The following is a 14667-nucleotide window of genomic DNA, read 5'->3' as shown; positions in this document are numbered from 1 at the left end:
CCATGGCACTCGCAGACTCCGGCAAGGCGATTGGCGCAGTGACGCGCCTGCTGCAGGACCACCTGATCCGCCGCGGCTTCGAGGTGTCGATCGGCAAGCCTGAAGACGCGGCCAACAGCGACACCACCGAAAAGCTCAATCTGTACCTCTATGAGACGAGCTTCGATCCGCAGCTGCGCAACTTCTCACTGCGCGACGGCGAGCCTCCACCTCTGTGGCTGATCCTGAAGTTCCTGCTGACGGCCTTCGACAACGGCGAAAGCAGTGACACCGCTGCCGCGCATGACCTGCTGGGCCGTGGCATGGCGGCGCTGCACGAACTCAGCTTCCTGCGCCTGGACCCACTGGTGGCGCTGGACGTGCGCCTTGCCCTGGAAAACAACCCGGAACCGCTGAAGCTGAGCTTCGACGAATCGAGCGTTGACCTGCAGTCCAAGACCATGCAAGGCACTGATGAACGCTACCGGCTCTCGGTGGCCTTCCAGGTTCGGCCGGTGATGATCGTGCCGGGCAATCTGCCGCGCAGTGCCCTGCTGGTGGGCGTCGACTACAGCACGACACCGGAAACCATCATCGGTGGCGAAGGCGTCCGAATCGAAGTGATTCCATCGATGGGCGCCCGGCTCGACCGGGTCGAGCCCGCCCGCTTCGAGGCCGGCGCGTTGCTGACGCTGTATGGCGAAGACCTGAACGCCAGCACCCTGGAAGCGCTGCTCGGCAACGTGCAGCTGGTGATCGTCGAGCGCCACGTCAACCGGCTGGTGGTCACCGCCGAAGGCAGCCCCGGCACCCCGATTGCTTCCGGCGCTACGCTCTCGGCCGGCGAGATGCCGCTGGTCGTTCGCCGCCGACTGTCGCCGACCCGCGCGCGGTCTAGCAACCTGCTGGCAGCACGGTTATTGCCAACCTTGACCAGCGCCGCGCTCGTCGGCGGCGACCTGGAACTGCAAGGCCTGCTGCTCGGCAACGACACAGACGACGTGATGGTGTTGTTCTACCGGGAGTCCGATGGGGTCACGGTGCACCTGTTCGACGTGGTGACCACCGCCCCCGACCAGCAGACCCTGACCATCCCCGGCGCCGCCGCTGCCGTGCCGGCCGGCAGTTACCGCGTCATCCTGCGAGTGAACAACCAGCAGGCCAAAGCCAGTCCAATCGTGGTGGTGCCATGACGACCGACCCGCTCGCCGCGTTCAAGCTCCCAGACCCCGTCGCATTCCTGCCCGGTGTTCGAGGCCAGGATGCGCTCGCGCAGTACTGGCTGAGCCAGGTCACCTTGCGGCTGCGGCGTGAAGTCTGCTGGCTGTGGCGCGAGCGCAGCCTCCAAGGCGTAATCGGTGAAGAGGGGGCGGCGCTACCGCCAAGCGTGGACCGGGCGCTGGATGCGCTCGACCTGCTGCGCTACGAACGCGAAAAGAGCCTGTTCTTCGCCCAGGACGTCACCGCGCGCTACCTCAGCGGTCGCATCGCCATGGCCGCCCCCCCTGGCGCGGGTGACGCCGTGCGCGGCTCCTTCGGCTGGGTTGCACAGCACCTGCGGCTCGCCCCGGTCGAGTGTTTTGTACTGGCTCTGGCTCTGCTGCCGAGCATCGACAGCGCCGCGGGACCCGTGATTTCAAGCTGCCAGAACGACTCCGTTCGCAACGGCCCCAGCCTGGCACTGGCACAGCGCCTGTGGGACGAGCCGGATGAGCTGCTGTGTTGCTTCGACCCTGCCCACGCATTGCTGCGCCATGGTCTGCTCACGCCGCTGCCCGGCACGGCGCTGTATGACTGGCAAGCCACCTTGTCGGTGCCCTCACTGGTCGCTCGCGAGCTGCTGTTTGCCGGCGCTGAACTGCCACCGGCGCTGGAGGCGATCATGCCTGCCTTGCTGCCACAGGATCTCGATGCAGCGACCGTCGCACGCGTCTGCGCCGTCGTGGCAAGCCTTGCCGGCGATGGACGGAGCGACAGCCTGCAGCTGGTTCCAGTGATCGGCCCACCCGGCGCACCCCTCGCCGAAGTGGCCGCTGCCTGTGCCGAACGCGCCGGCGTAGTTACCGTGCAACCAAGCCCCGCGCTACCGCGCGAGCACCTGGCCCAGGCAATGTGCGCCGCGTGGCTGCGTGGCTGTGCCCTGTACCTGCCGGCCGCCATCCTGGCCGACAGCGGGGCCCACGACGCCCGGCTGACGACTCCGCCGTTGCCGGGCCTCGCACTGACGATTTTCGTAGGCGCCCATGACCGCGCCGAGCTGCGCGGGCTGGGTCCCGCGCTGCCGACCATCCAGGTGCCGCCACTGAGCTATGCGCAACGGCTCGATTGCTGGCAGCAACAGCTGCCCGACGCCGCGCTCGCCCCGGTGCTTCCCGAGCTTGCCCGCCGCTTCCGCTACGAACAGGCGGCGATTGCCCGCGTGGGCGCCGAGCTGGCGACCCTGGGGCGGTCCCCAAGGCCAGCCGAACTGTTCACTGCTGCGCGCGCCGACCTCGACCTCGGCACCCTGGCCCAAGCCGTCATGCCACGCTTCGCGCTCAGCGAGCTCATGCTGCCTCCCGCACAGGCCCTGCAGGTCGACGAAATCATCGCCGCGATGCACAACCTGACCCGTGTGCATTACGACTGGGGCACAGCGCGGGCCTGGAACGAAGGCGGGCTGGCCGCGCTCTTCGCCGGTCCACCGGGCACCGGCAAGACCATGGCGGCCGAAGCCATCGCCGCCGAACTGGCCTTGCCGCTCTACCGCATCGACCTCTCCCAGGTCGTCAACAAGTACATCGGCGAGACGGAAAAGAACCTGCGCCGGCTGTTCGATGCCGCCGACTCCGCAGACGTGATCCTGTTTTTCGACGAGGCTGACGCCCTCTTCGGCAAGCGCACCGAAGTCAAGGATGCGCACGATCGCTACGCCAACCTGGAGATCAGCTACCTGCTGGAACGCATGGAGCGCTTCAAGGGCCTGGCTATCCTCGCCACCAATCGTCGCAAGGACCTGGACGAAGCCTTCCTGCGGCGCCTGCGCTTCGTCGTCGAGTTCCCACTGCCGGGCCCGGCAGAAAGGCTGCGCATCTGGCACAGCGTGATCCCCACCGGGGTCGATACGAGCGACGTCGACTTCGAGTTCCTCGCCCAGCGTTTTGCCCTGGCCGGTGGCCACATTCGCGGCATCGTCTTCCACGCATGCCTGCAGAGCGCGGCCGATGGCGCGCCGCGGCGCCTGGGGATGGCCGCCGTGGTCCAGGCCCTGCAGCGTGAATACGACAAGCTTGACCGCGCCAACAGCCTTGACCAGTTCGGCCCTTACGCCGAGTTGGTCGCTACCCGGAGGACCAAACGATGACCGCGCCCTCCTTGCCCCGTCGTCGCCTGCACATCAATGCGCTCGAACTCGACCTGCGTGGCATCCCGGCAGAAACCGCCGAAGCGGCAGCGCGGCTGCTCGGGCCGGCGCTCGCCCAGGCCCTGGCCGGACAGGACCCTCAAGCGCTGTCAGGCGAGCGCCTCGATGCAGGCCAGCTCGCCGGCCCGGCAGCGCCCAGTGCCCAGGCGCTTGCAGCCGGCATCGCCCAGCGCATCGCCAGCACCCTTCGGGGAGAGCAGCCATGACCCTGTTGCGCGGTGCGTTGATCGAGTACGGCACCGACCTGATCGGCCCCATCCCGAATGTGGTGATCTTCCAGTTCAACCCCGAGTCGCTGACGCGCACGCTGGAAATTCCCCCGCGTCCCACCGGCGCCACCCAGCGCGAGACGGCCCAGGCGGGCGAGAAGACCTTCGAGAAAATCAGCTTCAAGGCGCACTTCAGCGCTGCCAACATGCTCGATGAGGGCAAGGTCCTGGCCGAACTGTTCGGCATCGGCCCGCAACTCGCCGCGCTGGAAAAGATGGTCCTGCCAAGTGCGAAGATCGCCGGCCTGATCGGCGCCGCCATCGATGCGATCGGCGATGCGCTCGGCGGCGGCGGTGATGACGCCCCGGCCCAGCCGATACCACGTGAAAAGTACCCGCGCATCCTGTTCATCTGGGGCCTGACACGGGTCCTGCCGGTGACCATCGATTCGATGAGCATCTCCGAACTCGAGTACGACGCAATCCTCAACCCGACCCGTGCCGAGGTCGACATCCAGCTCAGCGTGATCGCCGTCGACGATTGCTCCGACGACGTACTGGCCAAGGGTGCGTTGGAGTATTCGACCATCGCCAAGGAAGCCCAGGCGATCGCCAACCTGGCCAACACCGCCGAACAGATCGTCGAACTGATTCCCCTGTAGCAGGCCACAGAACAGAGCAGGAGGCCGCATGTTTCTCCAGAACTCGCGCTACGCCAGGGTCGCCACGGTCCAAACCACCACCTCGTCTGGCGAAACCGTGGTGGCCTTGAAGCTGCGCTACCTGACACCCACGAGCGGCGATCCGCAGATGGTGCAATCCGGCGACCGCCTCGACCTGTTCGCCCAGGCACGCACAGGCGATGCAACGCAGTTCTGGCATATCGCTGACGCCAACACCGCCCTCGACGGCCGCACCCTCGTTGACGAGCCCGGCGACACCGTCGTCGTGCCGAAGCGCTGACATGAAGCCCCGCTGCGGTTCCTGCCTGCCGCTCCGTAGGGCGGCCGTCCGGGAGGAATGACCATGGCCGAGCAACGATTCCGCGTCTGGTTCGGCGACAACGCCGCAAGCGAGGAGCAACTGCGGCGCATCGAGGAGATCGAGGTCACCCAGGAAATGGACGCGTTCTGGGAAGCTCAGTTGCGCATGGTGCTATGCCTGGATGCCAACGGTGCCTGGCTGCATTGGCCGGGCGAAACCAGCGAGCCCTTCTCGCGCGTGCGGGTTGAACTGGACATCGGCAATGGCCGCTTTGCCGCGTTGATCGACGGGCCGCTGGTGAGCATCGACGCCGACCTCGACTCGCAGCCTGGCCGCAGCACGGCGACCCTGGTGGTGCGCGACGATAGCGCCTTTCTCAACCGTGACGAAGAGACCGAACCACCCTTCGAGCACCGCAAGGCCAGCGACATCGCCACCGAGCTGTTCGGCCGTTTCACCGAGATCGGCAATACCCGTATCGACGCCACCGAGTCCACGCCCGAGACCACCACCCGCCGCGGTACTGTGCTGCAGTTCCTGCGTGAGCTGGCAACGGCCAATGATCGCCATGCCTATGTGCTGCCGGGTGACCAGCCGGGCGCCAGCATCGGCTGCTTCCTGGCCGACCCGGTCGATGCTGCAGATCTGCCGCCGCTGGTGCTGATCGGCAACGGCCGCAACCTCGCCAATGCCACGGTCATGCAGGACCCAGAGGGCGGCGAGCGCACCCAGGCGCAGGTATTGCGCGTCGATGACCAGGGCGTCACCAGCTTCGAAACCAGCGCCGCGGACCTCGGCCTGATGCGCAACCTGCCGGCATTACCGGTCGACCTGACGCCACGACGGTTGTTGAACCCCGCGGAAAACACCCGTGAAGACCCGACCGCGGCCGCCACCGCACGGGCGCGACGCCGGGGCTATGTCTACAAGCTGACCAGCCAGGTCATCCCCGGTTGCTACGGCGGCCTGCTGATGCCCTACCAGAAAGTGCGTGTCGATGCCGGCGCCACGCCCTACAGCGGCGACTACCTGATCACCAAGGTGGTCCACCACATCACGCCATCGCTGTACACGCAGCAGCTGGAAGCCAAGACCGACTCGATGAGCGAAATCTCGGGTGCGGCGGTCGCGCAAGCGTTGGGCGGTGGCTTGCAACTGTCAGTTTCGGCGAGCGGAGGGATCTTCTGATGGATGACCTGATGGAGCGTACGGTCGAGCGGCTCGTCGAGCGGGTCGGCAGCAGCTACTACGGCAAGTACCGAGGCATCGTCACAGACGTCGACGACCCGAACAACCAGTGCCGCATCCGCGCCACCGTCCCCGCCGTGCTGGGCGAACACGCCTGTGGCTGGGCGCTGCCTGCTGCGCCCTTCGCCGGTGACGGCCACGGCATGGTCATGCTGCCCAAGGTCGGTTCCGGGGTATGGATCGAGTTCGAGGCCGGCCAGCTGGACAACCCGATCTGGTCCGGCGCCTGGTGGGCCAACGGCGAGCGTCCTGAGCCGCAAGGTGCGGGCGTGCGCGTCATTGTCTCCGAGAAAGGCCACAAGGTGATCCTCGACGACGAGGCGAACGAGGTGAAGGTCGTACACGGTGACGGGACCATCGCCAAGGTCATCACCCTCTCGTCCAACGAGGTCGTCATCACCTGCGGTGCCTGCGAAATCAAGATCACCAATGAAAACATCTCGCTGAACAACGGGCTGATCAAAGTCGGTCTGGCCGGTGTCAGCCTGGTCAACGGCGCCATGACCTTCGGGGTGCCGCCATGATCCCGATCCTCACCACCAGCAGCCTCGTGATGTGCCCGCACGGCGGCGTCGCACAACTGATCACCACGAACACCGAGGCCCTGGTGGACAGCGCACCGATGCTGCTGCAGACCGACGTCCACCCCGTCGTCGGATGCCCGTTCGCACCAGGCGCCTACTCGCCCTGCGTGTCCATCCGCTGGGTGACCGCCGCGACGCAGACCGCGCTGCACAACGTGCCGGTGCTGCTCCAGACCAGTGTTGGCCTGTGTCTCAACGCCGCGCAAGTGCCCCAAGGCACCGCCGTTGTCGTGCAAGTCCAACAAAAAGCCAAAGGGATATGAGCATGGCGCTTTCCAATGGACGGCATCTCGCGTTCCCCTTCCGCATCGGCAGCGACGGGCGCACCGTCGCCCCGACGAACGACGACGCGCACGTACGCGATGAGTTGCTGCAACTGCTGCTGACCAGCCCCGCCGAGCGGCTGTTCCTGCCCGAGTTCGGTGCGGGCGTACGCAAGCTGGTCTTCGAGCCGGCCTCGGAAGCCTTGCGCGGCGTGGTCAAGGCGCGCATCACCAACGGCTTGTCGCGCTGGCTGGGCCACCGCCTGACGGTTGAGCTGATCGACGTGGTCTGGGACGACGCCGCCGCAACGCTGGAGGTGACGGTGAAGTACCGACCCGCCGGCAGCCCGGATTCGCGTGTCATCAAGTTCCAGCGCAACTCTCGATAGGACCTGCCCGCCATGGCTGCCATTGCCTTTCCCGATCTGGTCGACGATCGCGCGGACGTGCTGCAGAGCCACGGCCTCGATGGCCTGAAGCTCGCATTGGTGTCGCTGCCGCCTGGGGCGCACCCCGACCATGCGGACATCGATCTGCATTTCTTCAACGGCCTGCACCTGGCGGCGATCCTCGCCGATATCGGCGGCGACCCGGCCCGCGCCCGTCAGGTATTTCGCCTGCGCGGCGGCTCGCGCATCGTCGCCGGCAATGCGTCCGGGCAGGTGCGGGTCACGGCCGTGGCCGCGCTGGACGCAACGCGCCTGGGCCTGCGCATCGAGCCGGTCGGCGACTACTCGACCTACCGCCTGGAACTGGTCTGGAACGCCAGTCTGATCGATCCGTTCTTCAGCGCCATCGGCTTCAAGTTTCGCCCCGGGTGCTTCACCAACGACTGCGCTCCACCGCAACCGGGCCGCCCGCCAACACCCAACCCGGCCATCGACTACCTGGCCAAGGACTACGACTCCTTCCGGCACACCTTGATGGTGGCCATGGCCGAGCGCGTGCCGGGCTGGACCAGTACCAGCGAAGCCGACCACGACCAGGTGCTGATCGATCTGTTCGCCGCGGCTGCCGATGAGCTCAGCGACTTCCAGGACCGCGTCATGGCGGAGGCCTACCTGGCCACCACGCGTAAGCGCGTTTCCCTGGCGCGCCACGCCCGGCTGGTCGATTACCACCTGCACGAGGGCAACCAGGCAAGCACCTGGCTGGCGGTTGACGTGGAGACCGGCCAGGCGCCGTTCACCCTCGATGATCAGGAACTGGTGGTCTGGACCGGTGACGACCCGCCCGCGGACGATGCCGTGTTCTTTTCCAGCCGCCAGAACCGGCTCGAAGCAGCGCACCGCCAACAGCTGGCCCCGCTGCTCAATCGCCTGCGCCTGCACACCTGGCGCAACGCACAGCCGGCGCTGGCGGCCGGCAGCACCAGTGCGGACCTGGCGCCACTGGCGGGCCTCGTCTCGCAACTGGAAGCCGACGCCCTTCGCGACCGGGTGCGCAACGGTCTGTGGCGGGAGATGCTGATCGCCGAAGTCCTCAACCCGCTGACCGGCGCCCCGGCCGGCAGCAACCGCGCCAAGCGGCAGCTGCTGCGCCTGCTGCCGGGTGACGACGTCGATCGCGGCGCTGCTGAATCGATCTTCGACCCGGTAACCGGTACCTGGATCGTCCGCGTGCACTGGCGTGAAGACGATGCGTTGCGCTTCGACTACAGCTTCACCACCTTCTGCGCAGGCCCACCGCCAACCGAAGTCGAAGACGTGTCGATCTTCTACGGCAACCTGCTGCCAGTGCACGAAGGCCGACCGCAGGAGGTGCACTTCTACGAGCGGGGTACGCTGCTGCCGAGCGAGACCGACACCGTCAAACATCGCCACTTCACACGCCTGGACCGCTATGGCAACGGCCGTGACTGGGTTTTTGCCGAACTGCCCGATGTCGGGCCCCTCGCCTACCTGCCACCCAGTCATGGTGGAGCGCCAACCGGCGAGGAGCCGGCGCTCTCGACGCTGTGGCTGCAGGTCGAACCGCCCGGCGCGGCCCGTGAGCAATGGGACGAGGTGGAGAGCCTCGTGCACAGCGACGACTCGGCAGAGAACGGCGACCACTACATGGTGGAGACCGACGAGCACCGGCAAAGCGTGCTGCGCTTCGGCAACGGCACCAATGGACGCCTGCTGCCCTCGGCTGCGGTGGTGCATGCTCAATATCAAGTGGGTGTCGGCCATGCGGGCAACATCGGCGCGGACCAGCTCATCAACCTCAAGCCCTTGACCGGCCTGCTGGACGGCGCGGTGGTCGCGGTGACCAACCCCTTCGACGTGACCGACGGCCGCGACCCGGAGTTGCCCGAACGCATCCGCCGCAACGCACCCGAAGCGTTCCGTGCACGCCAGCTGCGGGCCGTCACGCTGGCGGACTATGTCCGCCGCGCCGAGGAAGTCAGCGGCGTTTCGCGCGCGGTGGCGCGTTACGCCTGGACCGGCAGTTGGCGCACAGTGCGCATCGCCATCGACCCGGCCGGCTTCTACGCACTGGGTGACGAGCGCTCGGATGCGCTGTGGGACGAGTTGCGCCCGCGCATTGCCGAGCACCTGGAAGCGGTACGGCTGATCGGCGAGGACATCGAACTGCGCCCGCCGCGCTATGTGCCACTGGAAATCCACGTGGTCGTTTGCGCGGACCAAGCCTACTGGCGCGAGGACCTGCGTTTCGTGCTGGAGCAGGAATTCTCCGACGGCTGGACATCGGATGGCCGACCCGGTTTCTTCCACCCGGACCAATGGACCTTCGGCCAATCACTGCACCGCAGCATGATCGAAGGCCGCATCCACCGTATTGCCGGCATCACGCATGTGGTGAGCATCACCATGAAGCGCTTCTCGGCACCGCTGCCCGGCGTGCCTGGCGCGTCCGTGCTGGAGATCGGTTTCGACGAGACCGTGCTGCTGGCCAACGACCCGGACCACCTCGAACGCGGGCTGATCCGCTTCGATGTGCAGGGCGGGAGGCGATGATGGCGTGCAATCCACTGATCACCGACCCCTTCATCTTCCCGCGCCGTGCCGACAATCGCCCTGGCCTGCCGCGCATCGCTTACCGCATTGGCCGTTACGCCGACTTCCTGGAGGCCATGACGCGGGGAATCGACGCCGCACCGGAACTCGCTGCCTGGACCCACCGTGAGCCGGACGACCCCGCTATTGCCCTGCTGCAAGGCGCCGCCATCCTCGGCGACATCCTCAGCTTTTACCAGGAGCACTACGCGAACGAGGCCTACCTGCGGACAGCCGCCTGGCGCGAGAGCGTGGCCGAACTGGTGCGGCTCACGGGCTACCGCCTGGCGCCGGGCATCGGCGGACGCGCCACCCTCGCCTTCGAGGCACGCGGCGAACAGCCGTTAACGATCCATAAGGGCTTTGCGGTCAAGGTGGAGCTTGAGAACCTGGCGACACCCGCCGACTTCCAGACCGATGCCGAGCTTAGCGCCTGGCCGCACCTTGGACGCTTCAACCTGTACCGGCCACGGGCCTACGCGGCGACCCTGGCCGCTGGCAGCACCTCCCTCGAGCTGCACAGCGTCGCCAGCGCCACCGACACGGCCAGCCTCGCCGCCTTCGAGTTGAAGGTCGGCGACCGCCTGCTGCTGCAACCGCCAGAGCCGGGATGGACCAGCAGCGGCTCGACGCTCGCCACCCAGCAAGCGCCGCAGGTGGTCAAGGTCAAGCAGGTCACGCGCCTGCTCGGCCGCATCATCGTCGACATCGATGCGCCGCTACAGCACGCCTGGAACCAGCCCGTAACGGCCTATCGGGTCAACCGCACATTCCGCCACTTCGGCCACAATGCGCCGGTCAAGACGGTGACCAGCAAGAAGAGCGGTAGCGAGATCGTCGGTGCGCTGGAGTCGAATACCTACTTCGAGCGGCACATCTATGCCAACCACGACTGCTTCAATACCAGCTCGTCGATTGCATTGCCGTCCTCGCTGATCCCGTTGGACTCGGAAATCACCGACCTGAATCCCGGCACACACGTGATCGTGCAGTCGCGGGTCGGCAAGAGCGGCGTCAGCACACCGGTTGCACTGAGCGTCGTGCGCAGCATCGCCGCCGTGGAAACCCGCACGATCGGCTTCGGCAACCTCAACGGTGCCAGCACGCTGCTGACGCTCAACCAGCCGCTGATCAAGCATGTAATGTCCGGCTCGCCCTTCAGCGATGTGCGCGACTACCTGATTCACGAAGTGACGAGCCCGGCGCTCACGCTGAAGCCGGTATCCAAACCCACCGATAGCGCCTTCGCCAATGGCACCCATGCACTGCGCTTCTACGGCACCGGCCGGCAGGCGCAGGCGCTGGCCGGTCGGCGGCTGTACCTGACGCACCGGGACGGGCGCAGCGTCGAGCTGGTGTGCACCAGCAATGTCGCCAGTTTCACCCCGCCGACGCCGGATATCGCCAGGATGTGGCCGTTGAGCTTCGACCGCCCCCCCCTGCCCTTCATACCGGCGGATTTCGACGAGACCGAACCCAAGGTCACGGTCTTCGGCAACCTGGTCGACGCCTCCCAGGGCAAGACCGAGCATGAGGCCGTACTCGGCAATGGCGACCACCGGCAGACGTGGCAGACCTTCCCGCTTCCGAAATCACCGCTGACCTACTTCCTATCCGCAGGTGGCATCCCGCCGCAAACCCCTGAGCTCGAAGTCTGGGTCGATGGCCGCCTCTGGACGCGCGTTGACGCGTTCTACGGACGGGGGCCAGAAGAGCGCGTCTACATCGTTCGGGAAAGTGCCGAAGGCCAGAGCTTCGTGCAGTTTGGCGATGGCGAGACGGGGGCGCGCCTGCCGTCGGGATTGAAGAATGTCGTGGCCATTTACCGCAGCGGTGTTGGCGCGCACGGGCCAATCAAGCCCGGCGCCACGCCAACCGCCAGTGAGCGTCCGCCCGGCTTCGACAAGCTGTCGCTGGCCGGCATCGTTTCCGGTGGCACCGATCCGGAAGACGGCGGGAAAGCGCGCGAGGCCGCACCGGGCAAGGTGCAGAGCCTGGGACGGCTGGTCAGCATCCGCGATTACGAGACCGAAACCCTCGCTGTGCCCGGTGTAGTGACCGCCACCGCCGCGTGGGACCTGTATGCCGGCGTACCTGCGGTGATCCTGCGGGTGCTGCTGGAGGCCGGGCGCGAGGCCGAGTTCGCCGACGTCCAGGCGACGCTCGCCCACGCCCAGCGCTGCCGTGGTCCGGACCGCTTCTCACTGGTGGTGCAGCAGGCGCTGCTGCGCTACGCGTTCGTCGACCTCAGCTATGCCCGCGACCCGAGCTACCGGCAGGAGGATGTCGAGGGGGCCCTGCGTGCCACCCTCGGCCTCGCCGGCCAAACCCCGCACGAGCACAGCGGCCTGTTCGGGCTGCATGCACGACGTCTTGGCGAGCCGGAGTACGCCAGCCGTATCGAAGGGCGCCTGCAGAACGTCGCCGGGGTGTTGTGGTGCAAGGTCACCGCGCTCGGCCTGTTCGCAGCCGGGGCCAGCAACCCCGCCACATTGATGCTCCCGGCGGCGCCGCGGCCGGTGGTACAGGTCCTGCCGTGCAGTGGGCATGAGCTGCTGCAGCTCGCCGCACAGCACCTCACGCTGACCTCGGTCAGTGAACCATCCGCAGGGGAATGCGCATGAGCACCGTCCCGCTGTTCGAGCGTCTGCCGGAGATTTACCGCACCCGCGATGCCGAGGTCACGCCACCCAACCAGCTGCGCGCCTATCTCGCGGCGGTCGAAGGGCCCTTTGGTGCACTTCACGAGCACATCGCGCAGCTCTACGAAGACCTGTTCATCGACACCTGCGACGACTGGGTCATCCCCTACCTGGCGGATCTGCTCGGCACCACGCACCTGAAAGGCGACCCGCGCACCCTGCGCGCCGACGTGGCCGACACGATCGCCCTGCGGCGGCGCAAGGGCACCCTGGGGGCCATCGAACGCCTGGCCGTCAACCTCACCGGCTGGGCCTGCCGCAGCGTCGAACTGCGCGAGAATCTCGCCTGGTCGCAGCACTTGAATCACCAGCGGCCTGATGCGGGCGGCGAACCGTCTTACGGTGCCCCAACGCTGACGCGCTTCGACGTGCCCCGTGGCGGCACCGCGCCAATCCGCGACCCCGCCGCACTGGCCCTGCTCGGCACACCGTTCGATCCCTTCGCCTATACAGCCGACGTAAAGCCCGCACAGGGCGATGCACGCACCATCAACCTGCCGAACCTGGCGATCTTCCTGTGGCGGCTTGCGGCCTATCGCCTACCGCGGGTGCGACCGCTGGCCAAGGGTCTGATCGACCTCGGTGCCCAGCCTGCGGGCCTGGCTCGGTTCGCCTTGCGCTTCGATCTGCATCCACTGGACATCCCCGTGCGCCTGTTCAACACCAGCCGCCCCGGCTTCCTGCGCGCAGAAACCTCGGGAGGCATCGTCTCGCCACTGACCGAAGCCGATGCCGTGCCCGGCCCGATACTCGATGCGCGCCTCACCAGCCATACGCCTGCGGGCCATCCCGAGGCCTATGTGCAGGTCGATTTCTACAACGCCGGGGTGGCGCCGCCGACCGGTTTCGACCTGGGCGACGTCGGCCTGCAGCTGTTCATACCGCAAACGCTGGCAGCGCTCCTGGTGCCTCCGGCTCCATTCCCGCAATGGCACTGGCAGTTCCGCGGCGACAACCTCTGTGCCTGGGAAACTGGCCTGCGTCGGCCACTGCGGATCGGTGAGATCGTCATCGACCCCGACATCGGCCGTATCCTGGTCGGCATGGAAACAGCAGCTCAGGCCGCTGAACTGATGGTGCTGGATAACGGCACCCTGGTGTCGCGCCTGTTCACCAGTTTCACTTACGGCGCCGCCGGGCCGGTCGGCGCGCACCCGGTAACGCGGCACTTCCCGGCGCTCGACCCAATGGTGGAATTGCGCCGGGTCGGTGAGGTGTCGGGGGGCATGACGCTGCAAGCCGCGCTGGACGGCCTGGCCGACGCGACAGCGCCCGTGGTCATCGAGATTCATGACAGCCTGGTGCACCGCATCGACGTGTCCCTGCTCCCAGACACGGCCGTCGACGGTACGGTTTCGCTGCGGCTCGCACACTCACTGACCATTCGCGCAGCCGGCGAACACCGGCCCATCGTGCTGCTGGCACAACCCCTGTCGCTGCGCCCGGTCGTGGCCGGCGACGCCACGCCGTTCGTACCCCAGGTCCAGCTACAGGGCCTGTATATTGCACCGGACGAAGCCGCGCCCTTCCCCGCCGGCCAGGCGCTGATCGATCGCGCGGCGGTCGCGCGCCTGGAGATCATCGGCTGCACCCTCGCCCCCGGCGGCCACAGCCTGCGTAACGGCGACCGGGCGCCCATGCAACCTGCGCTACGCCTGGTCGATGGCTATGGCTTCAGCGCTCAGGCCGACATCGACGCCTTCGTCCCCACGCCCGATATCGTGATCCAACGTTCGATCACCGGTTCTCTCGCCGTTGACCCGCGCTACCGGCTCGACATCCAGGACAGCATTGTCGACGCGGGCCTGGGCTTCGATGACGCGCCGACCGGCCTGTTCGCCATCGCCGCCGCGACCGATCCGTCGAACAACTGGGCGGCCGCACTGGACTTCGCCGGCCTGACCTGCTTCGGCCCGGTGCGCGTCGCCGCGGTCGGCGGCTTGGGCGGCATCTTCACGCAACGCTTCGAGGTGCTGGACAACCAGCGCGGCTGCATCAAGTGGAGCGCATTCAGCAGCGATGCCGACCGCCTGCCGCCGAACCATTTCTGCGTGCATGCGCCGGATGCACGCATCGTCTTCACCTCGGAACGCTTCAACGACCCAGGCTACGCACAGCTCCAGCGCGAAAGCGACCGCCGAGTGCGCGAGCTTGGCCCGGACGACGACGCAATGGGCGCTTTCGGCTTTCTGCTGGAGGCGCACAAGTGGACCAATCTGCACGTGCGGCTACAGGAATTCATGCCGGTTGGCGTGAGGCCGCTGGTAGTACCCGTCTCCTGACGAAGGGGGAG

General features: G+C 67.0%; 12 protein-coding genes. All 12 read left to right on the top strand.

Annotation, left to right across the window (positions count from 1 at the left end):
* Positions 1-2 precede the first annotated feature (2 nt).
* The 12 genes from J7302_RS20680 to J7302_RS20625 all read left to right on the top strand — a co-directional run bounded on the left by J7302_RS20680 (position 3) and on the right by J7302_RS20625 (position 14656).
* Complete coding sequence (locus tag J7302_RS20680) at positions 3-1172, top strand: Pvc16 family protein (protein ID WP_215378953.1); 1170 nt, start codon at positions 3-5, stop codon at positions 1170-1172.
* Positions 1169-3322 (top strand): ATP-binding protein, encoded by a 2154-nt coding sequence (locus tag J7302_RS20675; RefSeq protein WP_215378952.1) that lies wholly within the window; start codon positions 1169-1171, stop codon positions 3320-3322. The genes J7302_RS20680 and J7302_RS20675 overlap by 4 nt, the downstream gene beginning before the upstream one ends.
* Positions 3319-3588, top strand: a complete 270-nt coding sequence (locus J7302_RS20670; RefSeq protein ID WP_215378951.1) for a hypothetical protein — start codon at positions 3319-3321, stop codon at positions 3586-3588. Before J7302_RS20675 ends, J7302_RS20670 begins: the two co-directional genes overlap by 4 nt.
* Positions 3585-4253 (top strand): hypothetical protein, encoded by a 669-nt coding sequence (locus J7302_RS20665; protein ID WP_215378950.1) that lies wholly within the window; start codon positions 3585-3587, stop codon positions 4251-4253. The genes J7302_RS20670 and J7302_RS20665 overlap by 4 nt, the downstream gene beginning before the upstream one ends.
* Before the next feature lie 28 nt (positions 4254-4281).
* A complete protein-coding gene (locus J7302_RS20660; RefSeq protein ID WP_215378949.1) occupies positions 4282-4554 on the top strand; it encodes a hypothetical protein in 273 nt (90 codons plus the stop codon).
* Between the two features lie 63 nt (positions 4555-4617).
* Positions 4618-5763, top strand: coding sequence for a hypothetical protein (locus tag J7302_RS20655; protein WP_215378948.1), 1146 nt, complete (start codon positions 4618-4620; stop codon positions 5761-5763).
* Positions 5763-6347 carry a phage baseplate assembly protein V gene (locus tag J7302_RS20650; protein ID WP_215378947.1) on the top strand — a complete coding sequence of 195 codons (585 nt, stop codon included), beginning with the start codon at positions 5763-5765 and terminating at the stop codon, positions 6345-6347. Before J7302_RS20655 ends, J7302_RS20650 begins: the two co-directional genes overlap by 1 nt.
* Positions 6344-6670, top strand: coding sequence for a hypothetical protein (locus J7302_RS20645; protein ID WP_215378946.1), 327 nt, complete (start codon positions 6344-6346; stop codon positions 6668-6670). Before J7302_RS20650 ends, J7302_RS20645 begins: the two co-directional genes overlap by 4 nt.
* A 2-nt stretch (positions 6671-6672) precedes the next feature.
* The gene (locus J7302_RS20640) at positions 6673-7059 is read left to right on the top strand and encodes a GPW/gp25 family protein (RefSeq protein ID WP_215378945.1); all 387 of its coding nucleotides are present in this window, start codon (positions 6673-6675) and stop codon (positions 7057-7059) included.
* Between the two features lie 12 nt (positions 7060-7071).
* Positions 7072-9633: a baseplate J/gp47 family protein gene (locus J7302_RS20635; protein ID WP_215378943.1), complete on the top strand. Its 2562-nt coding sequence runs from the start codon at positions 7072-7074 to the stop codon at positions 9631-9633.
* Positions 9633-12296, top strand: a complete 2664-nt coding sequence (locus J7302_RS20630; protein ID WP_215378941.1) for a baseplate J/gp47 family protein — start codon at positions 9633-9635, stop codon at positions 12294-12296. Before J7302_RS20635 ends, J7302_RS20630 begins: the two co-directional genes overlap by 1 nt.
* Positions 12293-14656, top strand: coding sequence for a phage tail protein (locus tag J7302_RS20625; protein ID WP_215378940.1), 2364 nt, complete (start codon positions 12293-12295; stop codon positions 14654-14656). The genes J7302_RS20630 and J7302_RS20625 overlap by 4 nt, the downstream gene beginning before the upstream one ends.
* Positions 14657-14667: the final 11 nt, after the last annotated feature.

The sequence above is a fragment of the Metapseudomonas boanensis genome, from assembly GCF_018704125.1.
GTDB classification, from domain to species: Bacteria; Pseudomonadota; Gammaproteobacteria; order Pseudomonadales; family Pseudomonadaceae; genus Metapseudomonas; species Metapseudomonas boanensis.
This window is presented reverse-complemented; position numbering and strand designations above follow the sequence as displayed.

What these genes read in the sequence shown, in the direction of transcription:
- J7302_RS20680 (WP_215378953.1), top strand. Translation starts at nt 3, where the DNA reads ATGGCACTCGCAGACTCCGGCAAGGCGATTGGCGCAGTGACGCGCCTG.
- J7302_RS20675 (WP_215378952.1), top strand. Translation starts at nt 1,169, where the DNA reads ATGACGACCGACCCGCTCGCCGCGTTCAAGCTCCCAGACCCCGTCGCA.
- J7302_RS20670 (WP_215378951.1), top strand. Translation starts at nt 3,319, where the DNA reads ATGACCGCGCCCTCCTTGCCCCGTCGTCGCCTGCACATCAATGCGCTC.
- J7302_RS20665 (WP_215378950.1), top strand. Translation starts at nt 3,585, where the DNA reads ATGACCCTGTTGCGCGGTGCGTTGATCGAGTACGGCACCGACCTGATC.
- J7302_RS20660 (WP_215378949.1), top strand. Translation starts at nt 4,282, where the DNA reads ATGTTTCTCCAGAACTCGCGCTACGCCAGGGTCGCCACGGTCCAAACC.
- J7302_RS20655 (WP_215378948.1), top strand. Translation starts at nt 4,618, where the DNA reads ATGGCCGAGCAACGATTCCGCGTCTGGTTCGGCGACAACGCCGCAAGC.
- J7302_RS20650 (WP_215378947.1), top strand. Translation starts at nt 5,763, where the DNA reads ATGGATGACCTGATGGAGCGTACGGTCGAGCGGCTCGTCGAGCGGGTC.
- J7302_RS20645 (WP_215378946.1), top strand. Translation starts at nt 6,344, where the DNA reads ATGATCCCGATCCTCACCACCAGCAGCCTCGTGATGTGCCCGCACGGC.
- J7302_RS20640 (WP_215378945.1), top strand. Translation starts at nt 6,673, where the DNA reads ATGGCGCTTTCCAATGGACGGCATCTCGCGTTCCCCTTCCGCATCGGC.
- J7302_RS20635 (WP_215378943.1), top strand. Translation starts at nt 7,072, where the DNA reads ATGGCTGCCATTGCCTTTCCCGATCTGGTCGACGATCGCGCGGACGTG.
- J7302_RS20630 (WP_215378941.1), top strand. Translation starts at nt 9,633, where the DNA reads ATGGCGTGCAATCCACTGATCACCGACCCCTTCATCTTCCCGCGCCGT.
- J7302_RS20625 (WP_215378940.1), top strand. Translation starts at nt 12,293, where the DNA reads ATGAGCACCGTCCCGCTGTTCGAGCGTCTGCCGGAGATTTACCGCACC.